Annotated in this window: 19 protein-coding genes; 2 read left to right on the forward strand and 17 right to left on the reverse strand. The window is 44.6% G+C overall.

Features of this window, described 5'->3' with window-relative positions; all coding sequences use genetic code 11:
• Positions 1-26: 26 nt before the first annotated feature.
• The gene (locus tag LPH68_RS15130) at positions 27-572 is read right to left on the reverse strand and encodes a radical SAM protein (protein WP_004320698.1); all 546 of its coding nucleotides are present in this window, start codon (positions 570-572) and stop codon (positions 27-29) included.
• A gap of 21 nt (positions 573-593) precedes the next feature.
• Entirely contained in the window at positions 594-950 is a 357-nt protein-coding gene (locus tag LPH68_RS15135) for a 6-carboxytetrahydropterin synthase (RefSeq protein WP_004304787.1), read from the reverse strand.
• Between the two features lie 129 nt (positions 951-1,079).
• Here LPH68_RS15135 and LPH68_RS15140 point away from each other — a divergent pair, with 129 nt between their 5' ends.
• Positions 1,080-1,439 carry a YbaN family protein gene (locus tag LPH68_RS15140; RefSeq protein WP_004304786.1) on the forward strand — a complete coding sequence of 120 codons (360 nt, stop codon included), beginning with the start codon at positions 1,080-1,082 and terminating at the stop codon, positions 1,437-1,439.
• On the opposite strand, the gene LPH68_RS15145 is transcribed toward LPH68_RS15140, so the two are convergent.
• The 15 genes from LPH68_RS15145 to LPH68_RS15215 form a co-directional block, all read right to left on the reverse strand.
• Positions 1,409-1,975, reverse strand: coding sequence for a nucleosidase (locus LPH68_RS15145; protein ID WP_118408606.1), 567 nt, complete (start codon positions 1,973-1,975; stop codon positions 1,409-1,411). The genes LPH68_RS15140 and LPH68_RS15145 overlap by 31 nt on opposite strands.
• Before the next feature lie 85 nt (positions 1,976-2,060).
• Entirely contained in the window at positions 2,061-2,927 is an 867-nt protein-coding gene (locus tag LPH68_RS15150; protein ID WP_151923164.1) for a carbohydrate kinase, read from the reverse strand.
• Between the two features lie 4 nt (positions 2,928-2,931).
• Positions 2,932-3,960 carry a zinc-binding dehydrogenase gene (locus tag LPH68_RS15155; protein WP_151923163.1) on the reverse strand — a complete coding sequence of 343 codons (1,029 nt, stop codon included), beginning with the start codon at positions 3,958-3,960 and terminating at the stop codon, positions 2,932-2,934.
• Positions 3,957-5,042: an SGNH/GDSL hydrolase family protein gene (locus tag LPH68_RS15160; protein WP_149946747.1), complete on the reverse strand. Its 1,086-nt coding sequence runs from the start codon at positions 5,040-5,042 to the stop codon at positions 3,957-3,959. The genes LPH68_RS15155 and LPH68_RS15160 overlap by 4 nt, the downstream gene beginning before the upstream one ends.
• A gap of 21 nt (positions 5,043-5,063) precedes the next feature.
• Positions 5,064-6,386, reverse strand: coding sequence for a mannitol dehydrogenase family protein (locus LPH68_RS15165; RefSeq protein WP_151923162.1), 1,323 nt, complete (start codon positions 6,384-6,386; stop codon positions 5,064-5,066).
• The gene (locus LPH68_RS15170) at positions 6,373-8,610 is read right to left on the reverse strand and encodes a histidine phosphatase family protein (RefSeq protein ID WP_151923161.1); all 2,238 of its coding nucleotides are present in this window, start codon (positions 8,608-8,610) and stop codon (positions 6,373-6,375) included. Before LPH68_RS15170 ends, LPH68_RS15165 begins: the two co-directional genes overlap by 14 nt.
• 40 nt (positions 8,611-8,650) lie before the next feature.
• Entirely contained in the window at positions 8,651-9,925 is a 1,275-nt protein-coding gene (locus LPH68_RS15175; RefSeq protein WP_151923160.1) for an FAD-dependent oxidoreductase, read from the reverse strand.
• Positions 9,925-11,301, reverse strand: coding sequence for a ComEC/Rec2 family competence protein (locus tag LPH68_RS15180; protein WP_151923159.1), 1,377 nt, complete (start codon positions 11,299-11,301; stop codon positions 9,925-9,927). The genes LPH68_RS15175 and LPH68_RS15180 overlap by 1 nt, the downstream gene beginning before the upstream one ends.
• Positions 11,289-11,618 (reverse strand): hypothetical protein, encoded by a 330-nt coding sequence (locus LPH68_RS15185; protein WP_117513547.1) that lies wholly within the window; start codon positions 11,616-11,618, stop codon positions 11,289-11,291. Before LPH68_RS15185 ends, LPH68_RS15180 begins: the two co-directional genes overlap by 13 nt.
• A 17-nt stretch (positions 11,619-11,635) precedes the next feature.
• Positions 11,636-12,589: a DUF6772 family protein gene (locus LPH68_RS15190; RefSeq protein ID WP_004304775.1), complete on the reverse strand. Its 954-nt coding sequence runs from the start codon at positions 12,587-12,589 to the stop codon at positions 11,636-11,638.
• Between the two features lie 21 nt (positions 12,590-12,610).
• Positions 12,611-14,350, reverse strand: a complete 1,740-nt coding sequence (locus LPH68_RS15195; protein ID WP_151923158.1) for a RagB/SusD family nutrient uptake outer membrane protein — start codon at positions 14,348-14,350, stop codon at positions 12,611-12,613.
• A gap of 24 nt (positions 14,351-14,374) precedes the next feature.
• Positions 14,375-17,461, reverse strand: a complete 3,087-nt coding sequence (locus LPH68_RS15200; protein WP_151923157.1) for a TonB-dependent receptor — start codon at positions 17,459-17,461, stop codon at positions 14,375-14,377.
• Between the two features lie 5 nt (positions 17,462-17,466).
• Positions 17,467-18,831, reverse strand: coding sequence for a BACON domain-containing protein (locus LPH68_RS15205; RefSeq protein WP_151923156.1), 1,365 nt, complete (start codon positions 18,829-18,831; stop codon positions 17,467-17,469).
• A 31-nt stretch (positions 18,832-18,862) separates the two neighbouring features.
• Positions 18,863-20,653 (reverse strand): sodium:solute symporter family protein, encoded by a 1,791-nt coding sequence (locus LPH68_RS15210; protein WP_120079006.1) that lies wholly within the window; start codon positions 20,651-20,653, stop codon positions 18,863-18,865.
• Positions 20,654-20,667: 14 nt separating this feature from the next.
• Positions 20,668-21,987, reverse strand: coding sequence for an FAD-dependent oxidoreductase (locus LPH68_RS15215; RefSeq protein WP_151923155.1), 1,320 nt, complete (start codon positions 21,985-21,987; stop codon positions 20,668-20,670).
• Positions 21,988-22,317: 330 nt separating this feature from the next.
• Between LPH68_RS15215 and LPH68_RS15220 the strand changes: the two genes are divergently transcribed.
• On the forward strand, positions 22,318-23,340 hold the full coding sequence (locus LPH68_RS15220; protein ID WP_004313409.1) for a LacI family DNA-binding transcriptional regulator: 1,023 nt from the start codon (positions 22,318-22,320) through the stop codon (positions 23,338-23,340).
• Positions 23,341-23,441: the final 101 nt, after the last annotated feature.

Below are 23,441 nucleotides of genomic sequence, written 5' to 3' on the forward strand. Positions count from 1 at the left end.
TCTTCCGCATCACCCGTCTATTTTGTTCAACGGATGTCGATTAATTTGTGTGTTTGCAGGCTGAGTCTCCATTTGGGATGTCGCATTACACAGTCCACTGTTGAAGCAGTGTTATTACAAGAACAAGGCTGGAGGAAAAAATGTTCGGCCGGAAGTAGTTCAAAAATACTTATATCTTGTCCTTCATAGACCACTTTCACTTCATCCATCCGGTCGATAGCAAGTTTCGCCCCTTGTTTGGGGGAGCAGGTCACCCAGTCGATAGCTGCCGGCAGGGGGCGTGTACCGTTGGTTTCGATAGTCACATATTTGCCTGCTTGGTGCAAACGGTCAATCAATTCATCGTCTATCCATAAGGAAGGTTCGCCGCCCGTAAGGACAACGGTGACGGCAGGATATTTTTTCACTTCGGCGATTATTTCATCGTCGGTCATCATTTTTCCTTCTTCGTGTTGTGTGTCGCAAAAGTCACATTTCAAGTTGCAGCCGGAAAAACGGACGAATATGGCCGGAGTTCCGGTATGGTAGCCTTCGCCTTGCAAGCTGTAAAAGATTTCATTAATCTTTCTCATCATCAAAATTTGTTTGGTTTGCTATTCTTGTCCTTCTGCGCCGACGGGATCTTTCTCGTAGATGACAATGTTTCCTTCCGATTCCTGCACTTCTACTTTATAGCATTGAGGAATCTGTTTGCATACCCACCGGGCGATATTCTCCGCTGTGGGATTAAATGGAAGTACTTCATTCAGATTTTGATGGTCGAGTTTCTCCGTGACCACTTCTTTGATGCGGGTGAAATCTACCACCATTCCTTCGGAGTTGAGCCGTGCGGAACGGCAATAGACGGTGATAATCCAGTTGTGACCGTGTAAACTGGCGCATTTACTGCGATACGGGAGTACCAGCTTATGAGAAGCCGAGATCTCCATGCGTTTGATTACTGTAAACATGAGTGTATGTATTTTAATAGTTACACGCATCTAATGTCACCTCGATGCAACGGCAAAGGTAATATAAAATAGAGTTTTCATCCAGCAAAGAGTGTTATTTTTTCCCTTTTTTTGCACTATCTTTGCCGCATGAAAACTCTATATATTGTTTTAGGTAGTATTTCCCTTGCGCTCGGTATTCTCGGCATCTTTCTGCCGTTACTGCCCACTACCCCTTTTCTATTGCTCACCGCCGCCCTTTATTTCAAAGGGTCACCCCGATTATATAACTGGCTGCTCAATCATCGGCACTTCGGTCCTTATATCCGCAATTTCCGCGAAAACAAGGCGATTCCTCTCCGTGCCAAAATAATTTCTCTCGTATTAATGTGGGGAACGATGCTTTATTGCATTTTCTTCCTAATACCTTTTATATGGGTAAAGATTCTCCTGGGATTGATAGCCGCAGGAGTCACTTATCATATTCTTTCTTTCAAGACATTGAAATAGTGTGATAGTCCCTGCCGTGCATCGGCAAGTTTATCTTCCCAATGTTTCACGGAGTTCTGACCAATAATATCAGTCACGTATTTCACGGAAATAAACGGTATTTCTTTTGAACGGCAAACAAATGCCTGTGCGTATGCTTCCATATCTACAACATCTCCGCTAACGTGAGTCAACTCGGTGAGGAAGCCATCTCCCGTATTACAGATTCCATGTTCCGTCCAATGCGTGCAATAACCTTTTTCTTCGAGCAAAGCTGATGAATCGATTTCACACTCCAATCCGAACTCTTTCATTTTCTGCATATCACGGTCTACAAACTTGCGACATACAAAAATATCTCCTACCTGATGGTTGACTGTTCCGGCACTTCCGATATTGAGCACCAAGTCCGGTTGTACCTGACGGATTGCCTCTGCCAAATGAAAGGCTGATTTCACTTTACCAATGCCTGTACGAACGTAGTAAGGTTCTATATCCGGCCATTTAATCTCTACAAATTCGCCTTGGACGGCGTAGGTTATTAATATTTTCAACATGGGTTCCTTTATTTCGTAAAAATCAGTTATTTCTGCAAAAATAACTATTTAACTGGAGTTATCTATAAAATGCAATCAAAAGAGATTACTTTTTACTATCCGGCAACGGATTAATAGCCCCCCTTTGTGTACAAGTATATGCCGATACATCTACCGCTTTGCGGTGTGATTCAGCGACCGACGCCCCTCTAAGTATGTTCACAACAAAAGTAGCAGTAAACGAGTCGCCTGCACCTACAGTATCGGCCACCTCGACTTTAGGTGTGTTTATGGATGACACTTCCCCACTCATATCGTATATGCCACTACGTACTGCCCCCTGTGTGAATATAACATATTTGAGCGAGAACCGAGCAATGAGTTCTGCGATAGCTTCCACAAAATCAGTCGAAAGAGAAAGGAGAGAGATCAATAATGGCAATTCGTCTTCATTCAATTTGAGCACATTTGCCTTTTGCAAGGATTCCACAATCAAATCTGTCGAATAAAAATGTTGCCTGATATTAATATCGAACACCTTCAAAGAGGTATCCGGCACGGCATCTATGAGCCTCAAGATTGCAGCACGTGACTTTTCGCTTCGCTGTGCCAAAGAGCCCCAACAAACAGCATCTGCATCGCCGACAAGTTTCATGGTCGCAGGACTACACTCGATAGCATCCCAAGCAACATTCTCAACAATGTCATATTGCGGTACACCGGCCTCATTCAACGACACAAGCACTTTACCTGTCGGCAAAATATTACGGGAAATATATCCTAAATCAAGTCCGGTCTCTTTAAGCACTGTAAACGTTTCATCACCGAGTTCGTCGTCACCTATTGCCGTAACGGGATATGATTCTGCTCCCAATTCCTTCGCAAAAAAGCAGAAATTGATAGGTGCTCCACCGAGTCTCTTACCTTCCGGGAAGCAATCCCAAACAACTTCTCCTATACCTATTATTTTCATGGTTTTATAGTTTAATAATTATTTTCATGGATGTTGCACCATTCTCGTCTATAAATTTATATGCCTCGTCATACTGCTCGAACAGAAAATGATTCGAAATAAGCGGTTCGAGACGGATAGCTCCCGAACTTACCTGATCGATAGCCGTAAGATAATCTTCATGGCGATACATCATCGTTCCGTTCACCTTCAGTTCGTGCTCTCCCAAATAGAACATATCAAGCGACGGATCCTTGCCAAATACCGCCACTACAACGATGGTACTCCCTTTTTCGATACACTCCATAAGCGAACGAATACTCGACTCAACTCCGGCAACCTCAAACGCAGCTTGAAAATCTTCATCCCCGAAAAGCCTCTTCGCTCCTTCTTTCAGCGGCATCTTAGCTACATTGAGCGTATCTATTATACCACATTTACGAGCGATTTCAAGTCTGAAATCACTTACATCGGTAATAAGGACCCGTTTGGCTCCTCTTGCCTTAGCGAACTGCGCCACGAGGTTACCGATCGTTCCGGCACCCGATACAACCACATTCTTACCTTTCAAATCCCCGCCACGCATGGTTGCATGCGCAGCCACTGCCACCGGTTCTATCATAGCCCCATAATCAAGTGACATACCTTCAGGCAACACCGCAATCCTGTCATCATCAACCACAAAAAAGTCTTGCGCAGCTCCATTTGCCTGAAAAGCTTGCACTCTTAGCTCCTCACAAATATTATACTCTCCCCGCTGACAAGGCTTGCACTTCCCACACGCAAGTTGCGGACGTGCGGTGACAACGTCACCCACCTTGCAGATCGTAACCGCCGCCCCCGTAGCGACTACCACTGCCGAATATTCATGCCCCTGAACTACCGGATAGAAAGTTGCCGGATGACATCCGTGATAAGAATGTATCTCACTTCCACAAATACCAATTCTCTTAATATTCAGAAGCACCTGATGTTCTTTCAGGTCCGACGCCTTAGGCGCCTCAACTTCACGAAATTCAATATGTTTTGGTTCTACTAATACCGCTTGTCTCATTTTATACCATATTTACTTAAAATTTCTATTACCGGAGTCTCTATTGACTTCGCCCAAAGTGCATATCCATAACTACTTGGATGAGTTCCGTCGACCGATGTCTCATGCGCATCGGAAGCATCAGGCGTAATCAGATAAACGTCTTTATATTTCGGGTTCGTGAGGATTTTCGCAAACAACTCCTCTACGGTTGCCGCCTTAGCCCGTTCTTTCGCATCAAGAACTGTATCGAATGAACGTCGTTCACGATAGATAGTACGCTGAAATATCAACGGAATAGCCGGATGTGCCGCTATAAGCCGATCGATAAACGGCATCAGGCGCTCTCTTATCAGTTCTGCGTCAGGATTTGAAAAAGTATCGAATATAAAGGCATCAGCCTTGACTTCCGCAAGAACGTCGAGCATGTAAGGTTGCATCAGGCAACGTCCGCTTGTTGCGAGCGACACGACTTGAAGACCTGTATTACGCATAAATTGCATGGGATAACTCATACCGGATCGATCCGTGCTCACTCCCTGCGTAAACGAAGAGCCATATACCGCTATCCTGTGACGAAAATCGGACTTCAACGGTTCGATAACAGCATCGTCATCTATCCCTATCTTACAAGAAATGACCTCCGAATACATCGGCATATACATCATACATTCGTGCATTGTACCATCCATATTCTCAATGAGCGTGAATGTCTCGGTTTTCTCGCCCTTATACGCTTTCAATGAACCGCTTGCCGCATACTGCCATTGACCGTCTGCATTTTTGATATAAAGATCATATCCTTTATAAGAGATCGGCATGGTTGAATGGCTCGAATATACATATCCCCACTTTGTCGTAATCTGTATATTACGCGTGTTCGTTTTAAACAACACAGCCATACCGGCAGAGCAACGGAGTTGTCGATTCTCCGTCCTGTTAAAACCTTTATAAACCAATGTATCGACTCTATGATACGGATTGGGAGTCGATTCAAACGGCTTACCTATCAGGTTAAGCGTTGACGCCTCCGTCTGTTTTTGTGCCGAAACCGACAATACGCACGAAAGCGACAGAACAACCGTTATGAAAAACTTCTTCATTGCCTTGTATTTTTTAGTTGTTTACTGTAATAAGACCTTCAACCCTTCCGCTACCTGCATAGCATAAAACTGCTCATACTTTTCCATAAACACAGGATATTTGTCCAGTCCCAATGACACAAAAGGTGATATTTTCAAGAACTCGGCCGGCGATCCTCCGGAAATCAACTTCCTGTCCGCTGGGGTGATGTGAGGTTCGGAGATAGCTATATTTTCACCGGACTCGGTGCGCGCACCTATCAGGTATTTGCAATAAACAGCTATCAGGAAAGCCTCTATCGAAATATCCTTCCCATCCTGCAACATCTGTTTGAGTATGGGTACCACATAAACCGCAAACTTAGCAATGCCATCGCCGCAAAGCCGTGATACCTGATCGCTGATCGCCTTGTTTGAAAATCGTTCGATAAGCTGGTCTTTATACGCTTCAAGGTCAACGCCTTCGGGAACCGGAACATAAGGAGTAACGTCCCTGTTCATAAACAGCTTTATCATTGCACGATACCTCTCGTCTGCCATTACAGCATCGACCTTCCTGAATCCTTCCATATAGGCAGGATAAGAAAGAAGAGTATGTGAAGCATTGAGAAGACTTAATTTCATGATTTCATACGGGGTCACATCATGGGTGAATGTAACTCCCACCTTCTCCCATGCAGGACGGCCTGCAATGAAATTATCTTCAATCACCCATTGTATAAAGTCTTCACAACACACATCTGTAACCTTACCCGGTTTTGTTACGGGAGTGATTCGATCTACCATCGAATTCGGGAACGTCACTTTCTTTTTCGCCCACGCTGCCACCTCGGGATATTTCGCTTCGAAGTATGACATAAACGCACATCTAGCGACATTGCCGTTCATCTGCATGTTGTCACACGAAAGAATCGTAATCGGCAAATCTTTCTCCATCCGGCGTTTAAGTCCTTCGGCTACATACCAAAACACACTGCGCGATTGGTTAAAATCAACCTTATATCCCCCTTCGGTAATGGTGAGAGAGATGATTTTTATCTCCTCCGATGCTAGTTTAGCGATGATAGGCTCACTGTCTATTTCCCCCCAGGCCAGTTCTATAAGCGAACCAATCAGCATACTATCCTGTTCGCCGGAAGGGCTGCATGTCGTCAACTGATATATGCCGTCGTCTTTCTTGAGGGCGTTGAACAAGACCCCGTCCGTAGGCATAATCATGGCTCCAAATACCCCCCAGCATCTTTGTGACGGATCTTCAAGTAATAGATTTGTGTAAGCTTCGAGATGTGCACGATGGAAGTTTCCAACGCCGAAATGTACTATTCCGGCCTTTATTTCAGCACGATTATAATTAAAAGTCTTCATACGATAATTTCAATGTTTCGGCAAGTGATTTTTCCACCTTGTCGCAATGTTCTATATAGAATTTATAAACCTCATTCCATTTGTAATAAGATGCTTCAACCGCTTCCAACGGCAACCGGAGGTCTTTTTCATTCAGCATAAACTTAACTAAAACGTCCGGATTGCCTTCTGATTGGTAAAAGATCATCTGAAGGTTCGCACCCATCGGAATATCCCAGTACTTCCAACTCCGCAACGCTTCTTTGGAATTACCAGCCTCCCGCGCCCACGTTCCGGCTTGCAGATTTGTCAAGATGGCCATCAGAACGCCATCGTGTCCGAAGTTGAGATTGATGCCATGACGCTTGCGAACCAGATCTTCGGCAGATTCGTCTAACAAATGGCGTAACGTGCGGGACGCAAGTCCCCAACTACGCCCGTGAGATACCGGTTCAGGACCTTTCTGCGCAAAATACTTATAGTTCTCGATTTCCGCCCAAGCCAATATTTCCTCTTCTGTAAAGATATCCCATATAGGCACTTGGCGGTCGAGGCATTGCATCAGCGATGCCATTAACCAGAAGCGATGAATCAGGTCGTACTTGTCATATTCACTTTCTACTTGTGTAACATCTATAAACAGTCTTGTAAAAAAAGCATCCACATCCAACTTTTCATCTATATATGAACGATATTTTTTATACCAACTGTTTTCCTTACCGAGTATATACTTATCAAGCGGACTCCTGCCGGGACATACGTTACCGTATGGATTCAGTGTGGTAAGGAACGAACGGGAGTTGTCTATCTCCGCCCATTCAAGCCCGGGGCGCAGTGACAAAATGCCCGAATTTACAGATTGCATGGTGGCCGCCACCCGAAGCACATTCGTTGCGTTAGTCTTCAAATAGGGATGGCCTTCAAATACTTCCGGATAGTTTTGTACCATCCTCCGGCCTATCTCCCTTGTCTGACGATAACCGATTTGTGTCAGATCGCCTTCTTTGTAAAACACATTCTTCTTGAACGGTTCAAGACGTTCGTACAGGGCTTTTCCAAAATCGGTAAGGTTGTTTGTGGCATGAGCTTTCTCCAATACGCCGTATATGGCAGGATAAGTCACCTCATCGTCTATCTGACGCGCTCCGTGACGAAAATAGCCGTTTATATAGAAAGGCGTATATCCTTTGGGCGCCGGCGTAACCGGATGTGAAAGATCGGTCACATAATACACGCCGCCTGCACGTTCCGGATCCCTGCGTATCTCGTCGAGAGGATTTTCGGCCACCGGCTTTTCTTTCGGAAGAGAGAGTTTGAATATGCAAGGAAGATCAGACGTCTTTTTCGCATTCGTATTGGTATTGACATACATAACCCCGTCTTTAACCACAATATCTTCCGGTTCGTAAATAACCTGTTCCTGCACATTGTATCGGGCAGTAATCGTCCGCCTATCCGTATCGTACACCCGGATGCAGGAAGGACGGCTGTCATCCTGTTTCCCAACTCCGAAGCAGAAATAGATTTTACCATCATGCATACAGCCCGCTTGTGTGAACCATACCTCATAGGGGAACACCACCTGATCGAGAATGTCATTTTCGTCGAGGCGCACCTTTGCGCCCTCACTCAACGACGGTATGCGGAATTTGGTGGCGACATACTGGTTTTCCCATGCATGCTTTGTCACCTTCGCCACAGTACGTTTACGCGCCGAGAATATCCATATAAATCCCCGTTCCCGATCGACCAGCCAGCTTGGCGCACCAAAGATGGGGACATACCCTTTCTCCGCCCACTTCGAGCCATCGAGTTCAATTGTCTGTACGATTTCGCTGCTAAAACGTTTTCCACGACGGGTGATGCTCTCCACAAAACACAACCATTCCAACTCGCTTCCTACCTTCCCGTTTGTGATATACAAGAGAGGAAACGATGCTCCGCGTTTTGTCTCGACGCCAAAGCATACATTATTTACATGGTTGTCCGGATGGGAGGACGCCAACTCAAAGCCTGCCACAGGTTTCGGATCGGCACTTTTGAAATCATAGATATTCACGTGCCCTCCATCCTCGCACGAGAATATGTAATCATCCCATATTTCAAGTCCTTGCTGTGCCCGCCCCCGTCCTTCCTTTGCCAGGAAGACAGAGCACTCTACCTCTTTCTCCGGCTCTACATACAACTGGGCGATAAGGGGAATAGAGATCAGTAAGCACACGACAGACAAATATATCTTTTTCATAAGTATGCTCTATAAATTTAAAGTATGATTATGTTCTACGTTAATCGAACAGCTCTACGCCTAACGACTCAAGCCGTTTCTGCAACTCTCCCACATCGAGAGCCCGCGGAGTACAATGCTGCGACGCACTCATGGCAGCGGCAATACCAACTGCCTCTCCCATCGCCATGCAAATACTCATGACACGATAGGAAGCGTGAGCTCTGTGAGTACCCGATATGCACCGTCCCGCCACCAAAAGCCCTTCCAAGCCCAACGGGAGAAAACAACGATACGGCAAATCGTATGGTTTGCAATATTGGATGGTTGGTTCCGCCTGTCCGGCTCCGTCAGGATTATGTATATCGACAATGAACAATGCTTTATGTACCACCACATCGGCAAAACGGCAGCCTTCCGCCATCTCATCGGCATCGATCACATAGTCGCCCATCACCCTGCGGCTTTCGCGCACTCCGGTTGTTGTACCACTTCCGATCACTCTACAGTTTTCGTAACCCGGCAAATTTTCTTTCAAGAATTGAGTCAGGAGGCGTATCTGTTGCCTAAGTTCAAGATCGGCGGCGAAAATAGAGCTTACCGAAGTTATATCCACCCTATTGACTTGTGTCGTATTTACCTGACGGCAACCCGGGCTGACCGACGGATGCAAACGCACGGCAGCAAGCATCCGGGGAAGTTTGCCCTCATCGGCTTTCTTTTTACACCAATCAAGAAAACACTCGCCATTCAATTGGACATTGTCTACATCTCCAATACAGATAATTCCTTTCGATTCATCTACGCCGTCAATGGTGTATTCAAGGGTTACAGGCTGCATGAGTCCGTCAGCACGTCCTTTTTCTATTTTTGCACCGGCAAGAAAAGATACTATGGCATCACCGGTACAGTCAATCGTAACCGCGGCTTCAAAACAGAGCGTCCCCTCGTTACTTGCACACTTAATGCCTTTTACCACCTTTCCGTCACGAATAACATCCGACACACAACATTGCAAAAAGACATCGACGTTCTTTTCCCTGGCGACAAATTCTGCCAATGTAAGTTTTGCCTCTTCGAAATCGTGAGCATTTCCATGTTCGCCAATCCAGTCATTGTCTTCGACGCCAAGAATAGCACAAACCTCATCGCGCATCGTGTTCTTGCTTACACTACCGAGAATAGGGCCGACATACCCGGCGGTCAGGTTACCTCCGATGACTCCATATCTTTCGATAAGAGCAACACGTGCTCCTTGCCGGGCGGCGGCTACAGCCGCACATATCCCGGCAGGACCTGCACCTGCTACTATTACATCATAATATTTTGTATTCATTATCTGCTTGTATATGGACCGGAAATAGTCTTAACAGTCATTGCCCCGTCAGAATCTGTGATTGTCACAACTCTGTATTTGTTTCCCCCGTCGGTCACACGAACTACAATATGTCCATCATATCCCTTTACTCTCGCAGCCTCTTCCGCCGTAACCCGGTCGTCTACTCCGCTGGGGCGATCGCCTTGCCAGAAGTTAGTGATAAACATGTCACACGCAGGGAGTGTTGTCTCCATCGAATTCAGTATATCGGTACGAGGATGACAATCTACCCACGAATTGACAACAATCGTTTGTGGATTAAGTGCTTTCAGAGCATCCACCTGATTGGTGTTGGTTACACCGTGATGGTTAGCTTTCAATAATTCCACCTGACCTACTGCTTTTGCACAGGGCAGTTCGGCATCTTTCCACGCATGACTCGAACGTCCGTTATACTGAAGGTCACCACCGGCAAAGAAGTCAAAGTTGCCATACGAAACTTTCATCACACAACTGGTTATATTCTCCGGCGGACAATTGTCACTGGAGGTAATGTTCTTACTGTTTTCGTATGAAATCTCCGAGAGTTCAGGGAATGTCTTCTTTGTGGTAGTGCCCGAACCTGTCCAGATCTCTCCATTCACTGCCACATTTTGCACCTTTGCAGTAGGGTACTTTGCAGGATTATACTTCTGAACGATCTGATTATTCGCCCCTGCTTTGAATATCGCAGCATCGAACTTTTGATTGGCGACATGCCATTTCACTGCATTGATATAGTTATTACAACTTGGAGCATTGTCTGCCATTGTCGCCATATTAAACGGATAGTTATAATCGGGATAGCCACGATCGAGAAGCGTACCAATCTTGAAATTGTCGAAAATCTCGGCAAAACCTATTAACGAATAAGTGTCGGAGTTGGAAGATTTCGGCAAGGAAGAAGTATAACCGCCGAAGTGGTCATTATGGAAGTGGGTAAGTACGGCATAATCAATCGTACTGTTACCTGTCCATACCATACACTTACGAATGTAATCAGTTATAATCTGTGAACCACGGGTAGAAGTCAGAGTCGGATCCCAACGACTACGGATCCCGGTGTTGGTCGTATTACTATTAGAGTTGGTCGTAACACTCGAACTTGCGGCATCGATAAGCATTTGCGTACCATCCGGGAATATTACAAACATGCTTTCACCGGTAGTCGTATTGATGAAATGAATATCCATCACACCCTCCTGCCAGGCAGGAATCGTTTTACCTACCTCTATTTCAGTGGCAGCATCTTCCCCACCTCCATCCGGACGAATCAAAAATGAGTGAGACTCATTGGAGCTGCATCCTACAATCGCAAGGATGAACAGACTAAATATAAATATTAACCTTTGCATGCTATATGAAGATTTAAAAACATCTCTCCGCCTTCAATGCTGACGGCAAGACGAATATAATTACCAAAATTTGAATTTACCTTTATAATATGTTGGCCAAGTCCTTTGAAGATTGTAGGCTCACTACCGTCGTCAGCCCAATGTATACCGTCTTGCGATAGTTGTACACGACCTTCAAATACGGGATCTCCTTCTATTTTCTCAACCATAACAAAGAATATAGCCTCATCTGCCCAACCAGCCTCGTAAGGATGAGTGAAGAAAGTGCCTTTAAAGAACTTCTTTACCTCAAGATGGGAATCATTAAACATTTTCATATATTACATTCCTCCTTTTATTCTTGTGAAACAACAACAGAATCTATATAAAAGAATACACGACGATTGGTATCAGTACCCACCCAGAAAAGAGGATTGATAAGATTGTCGATGCGTCCATATCCGTCAACGGTATCAGCTGCAATGCCACGCATATCCCAAATTTTGTCCTGACATTGGAACTCTACATATTCACGAAGCTCTGTGTCAAGTTTCAGACGCATGTATTGCCAATTGAGTTTACAGTCGGTCTCATTGTAAATGAGTTTCTGATGACCATCTTTCAAATCCTTAAATCCATCGTGGTCGCCATTAGGATAACGGCGGCCGAACCACCAGGGATCGACTCCCCTCTTACACCAGTCTCCGTCAAGTCCATAAGCCCAATCGCGGTCGGTTATGTCTTCATTGGAATGTTCATACTGCCACTTCTGCATTAATTTGCCATCTACTGCATTGAGATAGCGAATTCCTACATGGTAACGTTTTCCACCCTCCTGTACATCGAATCCCATACCAAAATCGCGGATGGAACTCTCATGCAAACCCGGTTGCGGACGGTCACCGCCATCCACCACATCCTGCTCCGCCGTGTATGTAAACCAACATTCTATCTGCAAATATTTGCAGCCCGGACGAGAGAACGAAAGCCGCTTAATGGCATGTCCCAGACAACCTTCCGCCGGAATCTCCGTATAAGGAGCGGCAACAGGTCTTGTCGAAAGTTTAAGAGAGTAAGTGCCGGACATTGCCCCGTGAGTGCCCGGATACCTGAAAGTAGCGGAACTAAGCATGACCGGTGGCCACTGGTCTTTATTGACCAATGTCTTGGGAACATCAAAATCGGGATATTCCGTAAAGTTAGGCATTAATGTCATCCAGCCGTTAAAGCCGGTGTTGAATACATCATAGCTCAACACCCTTTTCAATGGTTGATAGCGACTGCGCAATAAAATCTCTCCAATGCTCATAATATCATTTATTTAATAAAGTTAGTACCCTGGATTTTGAACAAGTTTTCCATTCATTATCAATACATCATCACTTGGCAATGGCCATAAATAAATCTTCTCATCATACTTACGTTCACCATGCTGGACGATATAGGTTCCGTCGGCCATCGCTTCAAAAGAAGGAAATCCGTCTTTGTCAAATGTCGGAGTCTCCGGCCAAAACCAGTTGCCTGCCGCAAAGTATTCCTTTGCCCTGTTGGCTGTACGGGTAAATCCGTACATATTGTGTCCGAAAGCATTTTCAAACTGATGCCAACGAAGCAAATCGAAATAGCGCAGATTTTCCCATGCAAACTCCACACGACGCTCACGGCGAAGCACTTTGCGCAATGCCGTCTGATCGGTTGTCGTGATGGACGGATAGTCGTTGGTTTGTGTACGGGTGGTGCCATAAGCACGGGCACGGACATCGTTGATGCAAGCAAGGACAGTAGCGTCAATCTCCCCCAGTTCAATCTTAGCTTCGGCATACATCAACAAAACATCGGCATAACGCATAAGAATAACGGGGTTGTCGTTATACAAAGTAGTACGCCATGATTCTTGCGCGCCTTTGCGCAGGCAACAACCATTGTAAGCACAGTTGGAAGCATCCGAACCGCCTTTGGAATCTTTATTTGTAATCATACGATTTTGCGTATAGTCCATTATTTCGAGTGCGTTTGGCGCAGGATTCCACTCAATACCATAGATACGGCTGCCGGGAGCTGCAAATGTTTCCAGGCAACGGGGATCGCGGTTGGCAAATGGATCGTGAGGATCAAAACCGCTGCCCGGTTCATCAATCGTCTTGCCATTCGTCATTTCGTAGACAGCAAGAAGTTCCCACGAAGGTTGTGCGTTATGTGTACCGCCTGCCGAACGAGCAATAAAGGAACCGATAGCCTGTGTAGTAGGTTTACCGTTTTCATCCAACTCAAGGTCGCTTGAGTGAGCAACAGAGAAGATAACTTCTTTGCTTCCTCTTGTCTTGTCGCGGAAAAGTTCTCCATAATCAGGGGCCAAGTCATATACTTCCAGATCCATACAGTCTTGCGCAGCCTTTGCAGCAGTCCCATAGTCGTGTTGATAGAGAGCGGTACGAGCCTTGTAAGCATAAGCCGTTCCTTTGTCCACACGGGTGGCGCCGCTATTATTATTTGCGACCGGCAAATTTTCTGCGGCATAGTCATAATCGTCATAAATTTGTTTCAGAACGACAGCTTTGTCGGTACGCCCCATCTCAAATGCTTCCTCCGGAGTAATCGAAGTCACGTAGAAAGGAACATCTCCCCAAAGAGTAATCAAACGTGAATAAGCAAATGCCCTGAAAAAACGGGCTTCGGCACGAAGCGTATTCAGTTCAGTGGTGGAATATTTGCCTTCAAGTTTGTCGAGTGCCTCCAAAATCCGGTTGGCACGACTAATGTTCTTATACGTGTAACTCCAAACAGTCTTGATGTTAGGATTACTTGTAGAAGACGCATTCAGTGAACCTGCCGCAATGGTATAAATGTTGGTTCGTTGCGCCCAGTCATCCGTATTACGGTCCAGCGTCCAACCTTCTTCTATAACAAAGAAAGTACTGCGATAAAAATCGTTCAACGAGATTCGAACTTCCTCCGGTGACGAGAACCAGTTTTCACTGGATGCGGCTGAAGGAGGATTCAGATCGAGGTTCACACAAGAAGTTACAGATAGAAGAGCTATCATGCAAATCAATACATGTATTTTTTTCATATTATGTAATTTTTTCATACTCCATTAGAATTTGATATCCACTCCAAATGTATAAGTGCGTGTGATATAGGTAGAAGCGCCTGCTTCAGGGTCCCATCCCGAAAGATAACTATCAAAGCAGTATGGATCATCGATATTGACGTACACCCGAAGTCCCTTGATTCCGACTTTAGAGATGATTTTTTTAGGAACTGTATAGCCAACGTTGATATTCTTTATACGCATATAGGCACTACTCTTGAGCCAGTAATCCGACATTTTATAGTTGTTGTATTCACCGCCCTGATGGCTCAAACGGGGATAGCTGGCTGCCGCGTTCTGCTCTGCAGTGTTGTACACACTCCAATAATTACGGCTGCCATTGTCGTTCAGAAGGACTGACGGAGCCGGAAGCCATTGTCCCTGCATGGGACGAATCATACTTTCGGTGAGGCGTGAAAGTTGTTTCCCGACACCATTGAAGAGTAAGGAGAAAGAGAGACCTTTCCAGCCCAAACTAATAGAACCTCCATATAGATAGTGGGGCAATGAGCTGCCAAGCACTACGCGGTCGTATGTCTCATTGATAATTCCGTCAGGAGTGCCGTCCGGACCGCTGACATCTACATATTTCACATCACCCGGTTTGGTAGAAGCCGAAAGCAAAGCGCTTTCACTGACTTCCTCTGCGGTCTGGAATAAACCTGCAGTCTTATATCCGTACCAGGAGTTATATTCTGCGCCTTCGGTAATAATGGTACCATCGCTGTTAAACTGCTGCTTGCCATTAAGATTATCTATTATAGACTTGTAATCAGAGATATTAAAACTTACCGCATAACTTACATCTCCGATACGGTCAGACCAGCCGAGTTTCACTTCCCAACCGCGGGTATGCATTTTACCTACGTTCCTGTCAGGTGCCGAATAACCTGTAAACGACGGGATTGCCACCGACAAGAGCATATCTGTTGTCTTCTTATAATAATAGTCTGCGCTAAAGTCTAGACGATTGTTAAAGAAAGCGGCATCCACACCTATATCCCAGCTCTGTGTTTTCTCCCAATGGATATTCTCATACGCATAATCCTGTTGCGCGGCAGACATCGATGATTGGGGCGTAGAACCTGCACTGTCATACATAATGGCATTATTGAACGAAATGTATGTCTGATAAGGATAATTTCCAATCCGCTCGTTACCGAGAGTACCGATAGAGGCACGGAACTTCAGATAGTTTATCGGGGTTATGTTTTGCATGAATTTCTCATTAGAGATGACCCAACCCACCGATGCGGACGGGAAGAATCCCCAACGGTGATCCTTGTGAAAACGTGAAGATCCGTCTTCACGAGCATTGAGCTGGAGGTAGTAACGGCTGTCGTAATTATACATGACACGGCCAAAAAATGAACGGTATGCATTCTGATAAGAATTGCCGGCTACGGCAAGAGCATTCTTGTTCGCCAAATCAAGATAAGGGAAAGAAGACAAAGACATATCGTTGGTCGATCCCGACATCGTTTCATACGTATAACTATAATCTTCATAACCGACCATGGCATTGAAGTTATGTACCTTGCTGAAGGTCTTGTCGTATGTAGCGATGAATTGTTTCTCCAATGATTTGATGTTACGGCGTTCTTCACTTAGCGAATTGGAAGTATATCCTGAAACATATCCCAGCATAACATCGGTTTCGTATGCATCGTAAACAGGTATGGCTTTCTTCATCTCCTTGATCGAAACAGTTCCGACGGTAGGAGTCAGATTGGCAGTAAGGGTCAAATCTTTTATGGGCTTATAGCTCAAAGAGAATTTACCGGTCATTGTGTTGGATACGGTCTTCTTCTCTCCGCCTTCCAATAAGGCGGCAAGCGTATTGCTAAGACTGCCGTCTTTACCAGGACCAACACGGCCATCCGGATAAAGTCCCAAATAAATGGAAGGATACATATAAGCTGCACGAATCGGACTACCGGAAGTCGGGTCATTTTTCGTGGCATAACGTACCGAGAAATCGATAGAACCGGAGAGCTTATCACTAATCTTGAGATTATTACGCGAACGGATAGAGATTCTTTCGTGGTTTGAACCTTTATAGATAGCGTCGGCATTTTCGTAGGTAGCGGAAGTGTGGCTCTTGATTACCTTGTTGCCATACGTCATGGTCAAGTTGTGCTTATGGCGCATAGCAGTATTCGAAAGAATAGCGTCTTTCCAATCATAGATAGGATATTGAATGGGATCATACCTGTTGTTGGTAGCATAGTTGTCGATGTAGTCCTGTGAATAGTTGGCAAACTCGCCTCCCGCAGGATTACCGGCATCGTTCCACGACCATTCGTTATACATTGTCATGTAGTGATAAGGGTCGGTCAGGAATTTCGGAAATTCGGTAGGAGAAGACAACGAAATCTCTCCGTTATAACCGATCGAAAGTTGTCCCTCGGTTGCCTCCTTAGTCGTTATCAAGATAACACCGGCAGCAGCACGGGCACCATAGATGGATGCAGAAGCTGCATCTTTAAGTACAGTAATCTGCTGTACGTCTTCGCTTGCTATATTGTCGAGGCTACTGACCATCATACCATCGACAAGGATAAGCGGACTCGAATCAGACATTGTTGTCACACCACGCACCTGAACCGTAGCACTCGCTCCCGGCATACTGCTCGAACGGGTAACCGTCAGTCCCGGAATCAGTCCTTGCAAAGATTGTGAAAGTTGAGACGTGCTCTGTTTCTCGATAAGCGAACTGTTGATTACACCGACCGCACCTGTAAGATCTTTCTTCTTTACAGATCCATAGCCGATAACAACCGTCTCTTCAAGTTGTACAGCATCCTCTTTAAGTTTTATATTTACTACACTTTTACCATCCCATACCACAGTCTCGGTCACATAACCAAGATAACGGAATTCTATTGTATGGCCTGATTCAGCGCCATTGAGCGCATACTTTCCCGACATATCGGAGGTAGTACCTTTTGCATTGTCTTTATCGTGGATCACCACTCCGACAAGAGGACCATTGGCATCGCTAACGACACCCTTCATTACATTCTGTGCAAAAGCCAGATTGATTTGCAGGAAACATGCCAATAACAGGCTTAATATACTTTTTTTCATACTATTTATTCTACGATTTCAAGCAATACATGTTCGTTATACTCTTTGATTGCCTCACCTGTTTCAGGGTTACTCGGATGTTGCGCTGAAAAACGTGTTTGGCCACTTGCGTGTGTGCAGTCGATATACTTGCCAGAATATTTGGCACCACTAAGACATAAACGGCCTGCCTGTCCAAACCGTAACACAATCTCATCCATATCCTTAGTCGTGGTAAATATTCCTTCGGCAGGGATATATGCGCCATTATTTTTGTTATCGAGCAACATTCCCGCAAAGTTGTAAGTAATAGTTGCCGAATAATTGATAGGCGCACCCGACAAAGTCTCTGTCGCACTTTCCTGAAGAGTCAAAGTCGGAAGAGCCGGTTTCCATTCTTCTCCATCCTTGAACTCAATCATCCAGTAGTTGGAACACATCGTTCCTAATTTGGTCACAAAATAGAAGTGAATCTTTGTGCCGGCAGGAATAACCGTACCTTTCATATCCCCATAGACATACCAATAGTCACCGGGAACGGCTCCTGACACATACGGGTCACCATTACCACCCACTGCACGCTCACATACGGCAGTCTGCGCTACATAACCTGTCCGGTCACATGCCCAATACTCAATCTTACCACTTCCGGCACTCGGAGCAAGATACTTGCCATTGGTTCCCGGGAATACAGACTGTGCCTCATCATCAGCAAATGTTCCACTTGTGTTGGCAGTTAAACTCTTCAAGTCCCAATCAGCCAAAATGCCCGAGAAAGCATCTTGTACAAGAGTATAGGTATAGTCTGTATCATCCTGGATGGTTACCGTTACTTTAATTGTCCGTTTGGCAAATGTCTTGTTCTCCGGGAAAGTAAGTTTAATATCACATTCGCCTACCCCATTTGCAGGAGAAACGGTCACATCCGCATCTGTACACACAGCCTTCCACTCCTTATCGCCAAAGACTTTGAATGAAGATTCTGTTATAGTTGCGTCAATCGATTCTGTGGTAGGACTGATACCTTTCGGAACAATCATTTTTTGGGTAATAACCAGCTTTAGAGGAGTTACATCATCGCCAATAAAACGAATGGCACCGACACGTGAACTAGTCGATGAATTTTCAGAGACTTTGATTGTAAACTTAGTAATCTCACCTTGTGTCTCATGCGAATCAACAACTGCCCAATGGCTATCGCTTCCATCGGTCTGGCAATCGTTATTGACTCTGTAATAGACATTAGATGAAAGGTCAACAGTGAAAAGCCCACCTTCTGCTTCTACATCAAGTGTCTTTGTCGCGAGTGTCATATACGGATCATCCGAGTTATGACAAGATGCAAAAAGCACAAGCGACACACTTGCAAACAATAACATCTTTAGATTCATTTGATTAGTATTTAGGGTTATTAATAATTGACTAGCTAGACATTTTCAGACGTCTTGCATATATAATTCTGTATATCACATAAGCAAGTATCATGGCAATCATCAGTACGATACTTCCTATCACAATTCCTTTGACCGCAAGGGTCTTCGGATCGCCGGCAATAAGCAGACCAATCAGTAAGAGCGCAACGACACCAATGGTAATACAGAAGCAGTTAACAGCCAAATGCGAATAGATTAATACCGCTTTTTTCTCCTTTAATGTCGGTTCGCGATCGGCTTCAGGATCAGTATATTCACAAATGGCTTGATAACCATTGTCTTCATACTTTTTACGTGCCGACCAAACTTCCATGATTGCAAGGATAAGTACAGGAAGTACACAACCGGCAACTGACTCTATAAGGCTTGGACTAATAACGGAGGCGGGAATTATGACGCGAGCCATAATACCAACGAGCCAAGTAAGAATCATTGCAGAAATAAGTTGGTTGCCTGTCAGCCGCTTCGAGAACAGCCCCCATATCGACGGAATGTATAAAGGACACATCACCATAGTAAGAAGAGTTACTACCACCTTTTCGGCACCTCCGGCAAACGGGATGAGCATTGACAAAGCGATAATCACAAGTCCAAAGACAAATGTGAAGAGACGTCCTACCTTGATACGCTTTTTCTCATCTGCCTGACGGTTTTTCTCTTTGTGTCCCCAAATATCATAGGTATATACATTGGCATATACATTCAAAATGCCCGAAACATTACTCAATGTGGCCGATAGCATCGCTGCCAACATCATGCCGACCATTCCTTTCATAAGCACGAGTTTGCTCATATTCACATAAGCGTGTTCGCCGTTGAAAGTCATTGTGGTTGCATCCAAATCAAGCGCAAGTCCGGGTTCCATCACACGATAAATCATGGTAGGAAGATACCAGATGAGAGGAGTGACGATATAAAGGATTCCGATTAAATAAGTACTCTTTTTTGCGTCTCTTGTAGTAGGCACGCTTATGTATCGTTGTACAAACGGCCAGTCGCCGCCAATCATGGACACATTGAGAAATATCCACAGTAAAAGCCACCCCCATGTATAGGTCGGAGATGTGCCCGAGAAGAATCCCGGTATCTCACTGGCCTTATCAATAAATGCACTTACGCCTCCAACTGCGTTAAATGAAAGAGGTATCATAAATACAACCACGGCCAGAAGTACTCCGAACTGAATTACATCAGTCATTAGTACCGCAAGAAATCCTCCGGCAATGGTGTATCCAAGAGCGATGGCACCAAGAATAAGAAGCGCCCACCAAATACTTAGGTAACCCATCGGTGAATCGCCCATCATACCTGTACTTGCAAAAATACTGCCACCATCGACTTTGATTAATGCACACATCACAACCGCTACCGCATACAGAGACACTGCCGTATGCACCGCACGGGCTATAATTCCTGAAATTGTGTAAAAACTCACCGTGCGGTGTCCGAACCGGATGGTAAGGAACTCTCCCGGCGATTTGATACGTAGCTCCCGCCATTTGCCCGAGATCCATTTACCGACAATAAACGATGCTACGCCAAGACAAAGTGCAACGACTACCGCAACAAGTCCCGATTTATAAGCAACACCTCCCCAAACGACAAAGGTACTTGCCGAGAAGATAGTCATGTAGGAAGAGACTCCCGACAGCCACCACGAAGAATTTCGCCCGGCAATAAACATATCTTCGGAGTTTTTAATTTTCCGGGACATCACAACACTCACGGCAATCAGTCCGAGAAAGTAGAGTAAAATAATAATATAATCTAACTGTTCCATATTCTGGTTCTTCTTTATATAATTGCTCCAAGTTTCTTCAATTCCTCTATGAGATTGTGAATATCAGCCTTTTGTACGGTCACACCTGCCTTTATACATTGTGCGGCTGCTACTCCTGCGGCTTGTCCTACCCCCATACAACTTGCCTGAACGCGAAGTGACGCAAAGGAAGTCTTATCAGCACTAATACAGCGTCCCGCTACGAGCAGATTCGGGAAATCTTCAGCTATAAGAGCACGATAAGGTACATACGCCGCTTTTTTAAGGAAAGTTACGCTCTGTTCCGCACCTGCTGCCACATGGATATCTATAGGATGTGCGCCGCGTGATATGCTATCAGGATACTTATAAGCATTCACATATTCTTCTGCTGTAATGGTATGTACACCTTTGATACGACGTGTCTCACGAATACCGGCATGTACGGCGACGGTCGTCACATAACTGTTTTTAAACTCTTCAAAGTTCTCTTTAAAGATTCGTGCTATTTTAAATACGTCTTCCCGTAAGCGACATTCCGCTGCGGTAAAATTTCTATTATCGATGGCATTTCCTGCAGTACGGGTCATATTAACCGTTACTTCGCCCGGACGAAGAGTGGTGCAAAACCAAGGACCTCCAAACTCGGGGATGCCAAGTGCCTCTTTCATTGCTAAAAGTTTCTCACGAACTGCAATGCAATGACAGTTCTGCCCTTGTTTATTATGGTGCATGGCATCAATTATCATGGGCGAATCTGTATCCACACCTCCTAATATAAAATAGGTGGAAAGAGGTTGCAGCGGTTTACATTCATCTGTTTGCATCGGAACACCCGCCATAGCAGCAAGGTCACCATCCCCAGTGCAGTCGATATACATATCGGCACTGATGGCTTCTGTCCCATTCTTATTCTCAAAGAGGATACAAGATATTTTGCCGGCTTTTGTCTGACAACCGCTTAAGTAAGAGTGCATATACATATCCACGCCGGCTTCCAGCATCATTTGCTGGCATAAAAGTTTGTAAAGCTCCGGATCAAAAGCTACATTGCCAAGAGGTTTCTCAATGATACAGCCTCCCATCTTCTCCAGCCGTTCGATAAATTCCCATGGAATACCGCCTATCACCTTTTCATTATTATAGGTGAAAACACTCAAAGGAGTAACAAGCCCCATTGTAGCCATTCCACCTAAAAACCCATATTGTTCCACAACAGCAGTTTTCGCACCACTGCGAGCAGCCGCAATGGCCGCAATGAAACCAGCTGGTCCGCCACCGCAGACAACTACATCGTAGTTGCCCACAATTGGAACCCGTTTCGAAATTTCTATACTTCGTACTTTCTTGTCCATGACCGTTTTTTATCCTTTAATTATTACCAATTCAAATAGATGGTAAACTTTGATGTGCTTTCGACCGCACTTATAAGAAAAGAGGTGTGTTTTCATAGTTCTTTTTCTTTAGTTCGACATCATGTTGATGTAGCAAAGATAAAGAACAAGAGCTTGAAAAAAAGTTTTTTCCTAACTCTTTTGCCTGCAAACGATTGCGGGAACGTTCCCAAAATCTGCAAACGTTACAAAAGCATTACACAAAGGCAAATGGGATTCGTATTTTACTCCAATATTAGGATTTATTGTTTGAAATCAATATCTTTGCTTTGATTTAAACAATCATTCAGCATGAAGTATATAACCATAAAAGACATCGCTCGACATTTATCAATATCCGTCTCCACTGTATCTCGTGCATTGGGGGATGACAAGAATATCCGTAAAGAAACGAAAGAAAAGGTGATAGAAGCAGCTAAAAGATTGGGATATAGACCAAACCCTGTAGCAATCAACCTTAAATACGGACATACCAATACCGTGGGGGTGATCGTTCCTGAAATGGTTACTCCGTTTGCTTCACGAGTAATAAACGGAATACAAGAAGTGCTTCACACCAAAAATATAAAGGTGATTATTGCAGAGTCGGGAGGAGATCCGGAAAAAGAAAAAGAGAACCTGCAACTGATGGAAGGATTCATGGTGGATGGCATCATCATCTGTCTTTGCAGTTATAAAAGGAATAAGGAGGAATATGCTCGTTTACAGCAAGCGGGAATGCCTATGGTGTTCTATGATCGTATTCCCTATGGACTTGAAGTTCCGCAAGTTATAGTGGACGATTATATGAAGTCATTCTTTCTCGTAGAAAGTCTGATCCGAAGCGGACGCAAACAGATTGTTCATATACAGGGACCGGACGATATTTACAACTCCATAGAACGTGTCAGAGGATACAAAGACGCTTTGGCTAAATTCGGGATTCCTTTTGATAAGAATAATATGCTGATAAAAACCGGTATGACTTTTGAAGAAGGGAAAAAAGCAGCGGATATATTAGTGGAAAGAAATATTCCTTTCAATGCTATTTTCGCTTTTACAGAAACATTGGCTATTGGAGCCATGAACAGATTGAGAGAACTTGGAAAAAAAATACCCGAAGAAATCGCCGTAGCCAGTTTTTCAGGAACTGAACTTTCCAACATAGTCTATCCCAAATTGACTACAGTAGAACCGCCTTTGTACCAGATGGGGAAAAAAGCTGCCGAACTTATTTTAGAGAAAATCAAAGATCCGGCATCTCCCAATCATTCAATCGTGTTGGATGCGGAAATCAAAATGCGTGCATCGACGCCACGTTTGGAGGTATATTAATGACTTATCTCAAAGATATTATATGGTTCTTCGTCAAATTTGGTGGTAAATTCTTTATCTCTTTATTTCCAAGTTAATAATTATCCCTTTTTACTCACTTT

The organism is Bacteroides sp. 1_1_30 (genome assembly GCF_020982715.1).
GTDB classification, from domain to species: Bacteria; Bacteroidota; Bacteroidia; order Bacteroidales; family Bacteroidaceae; genus Bacteroides; species Bacteroides xylanisolvens.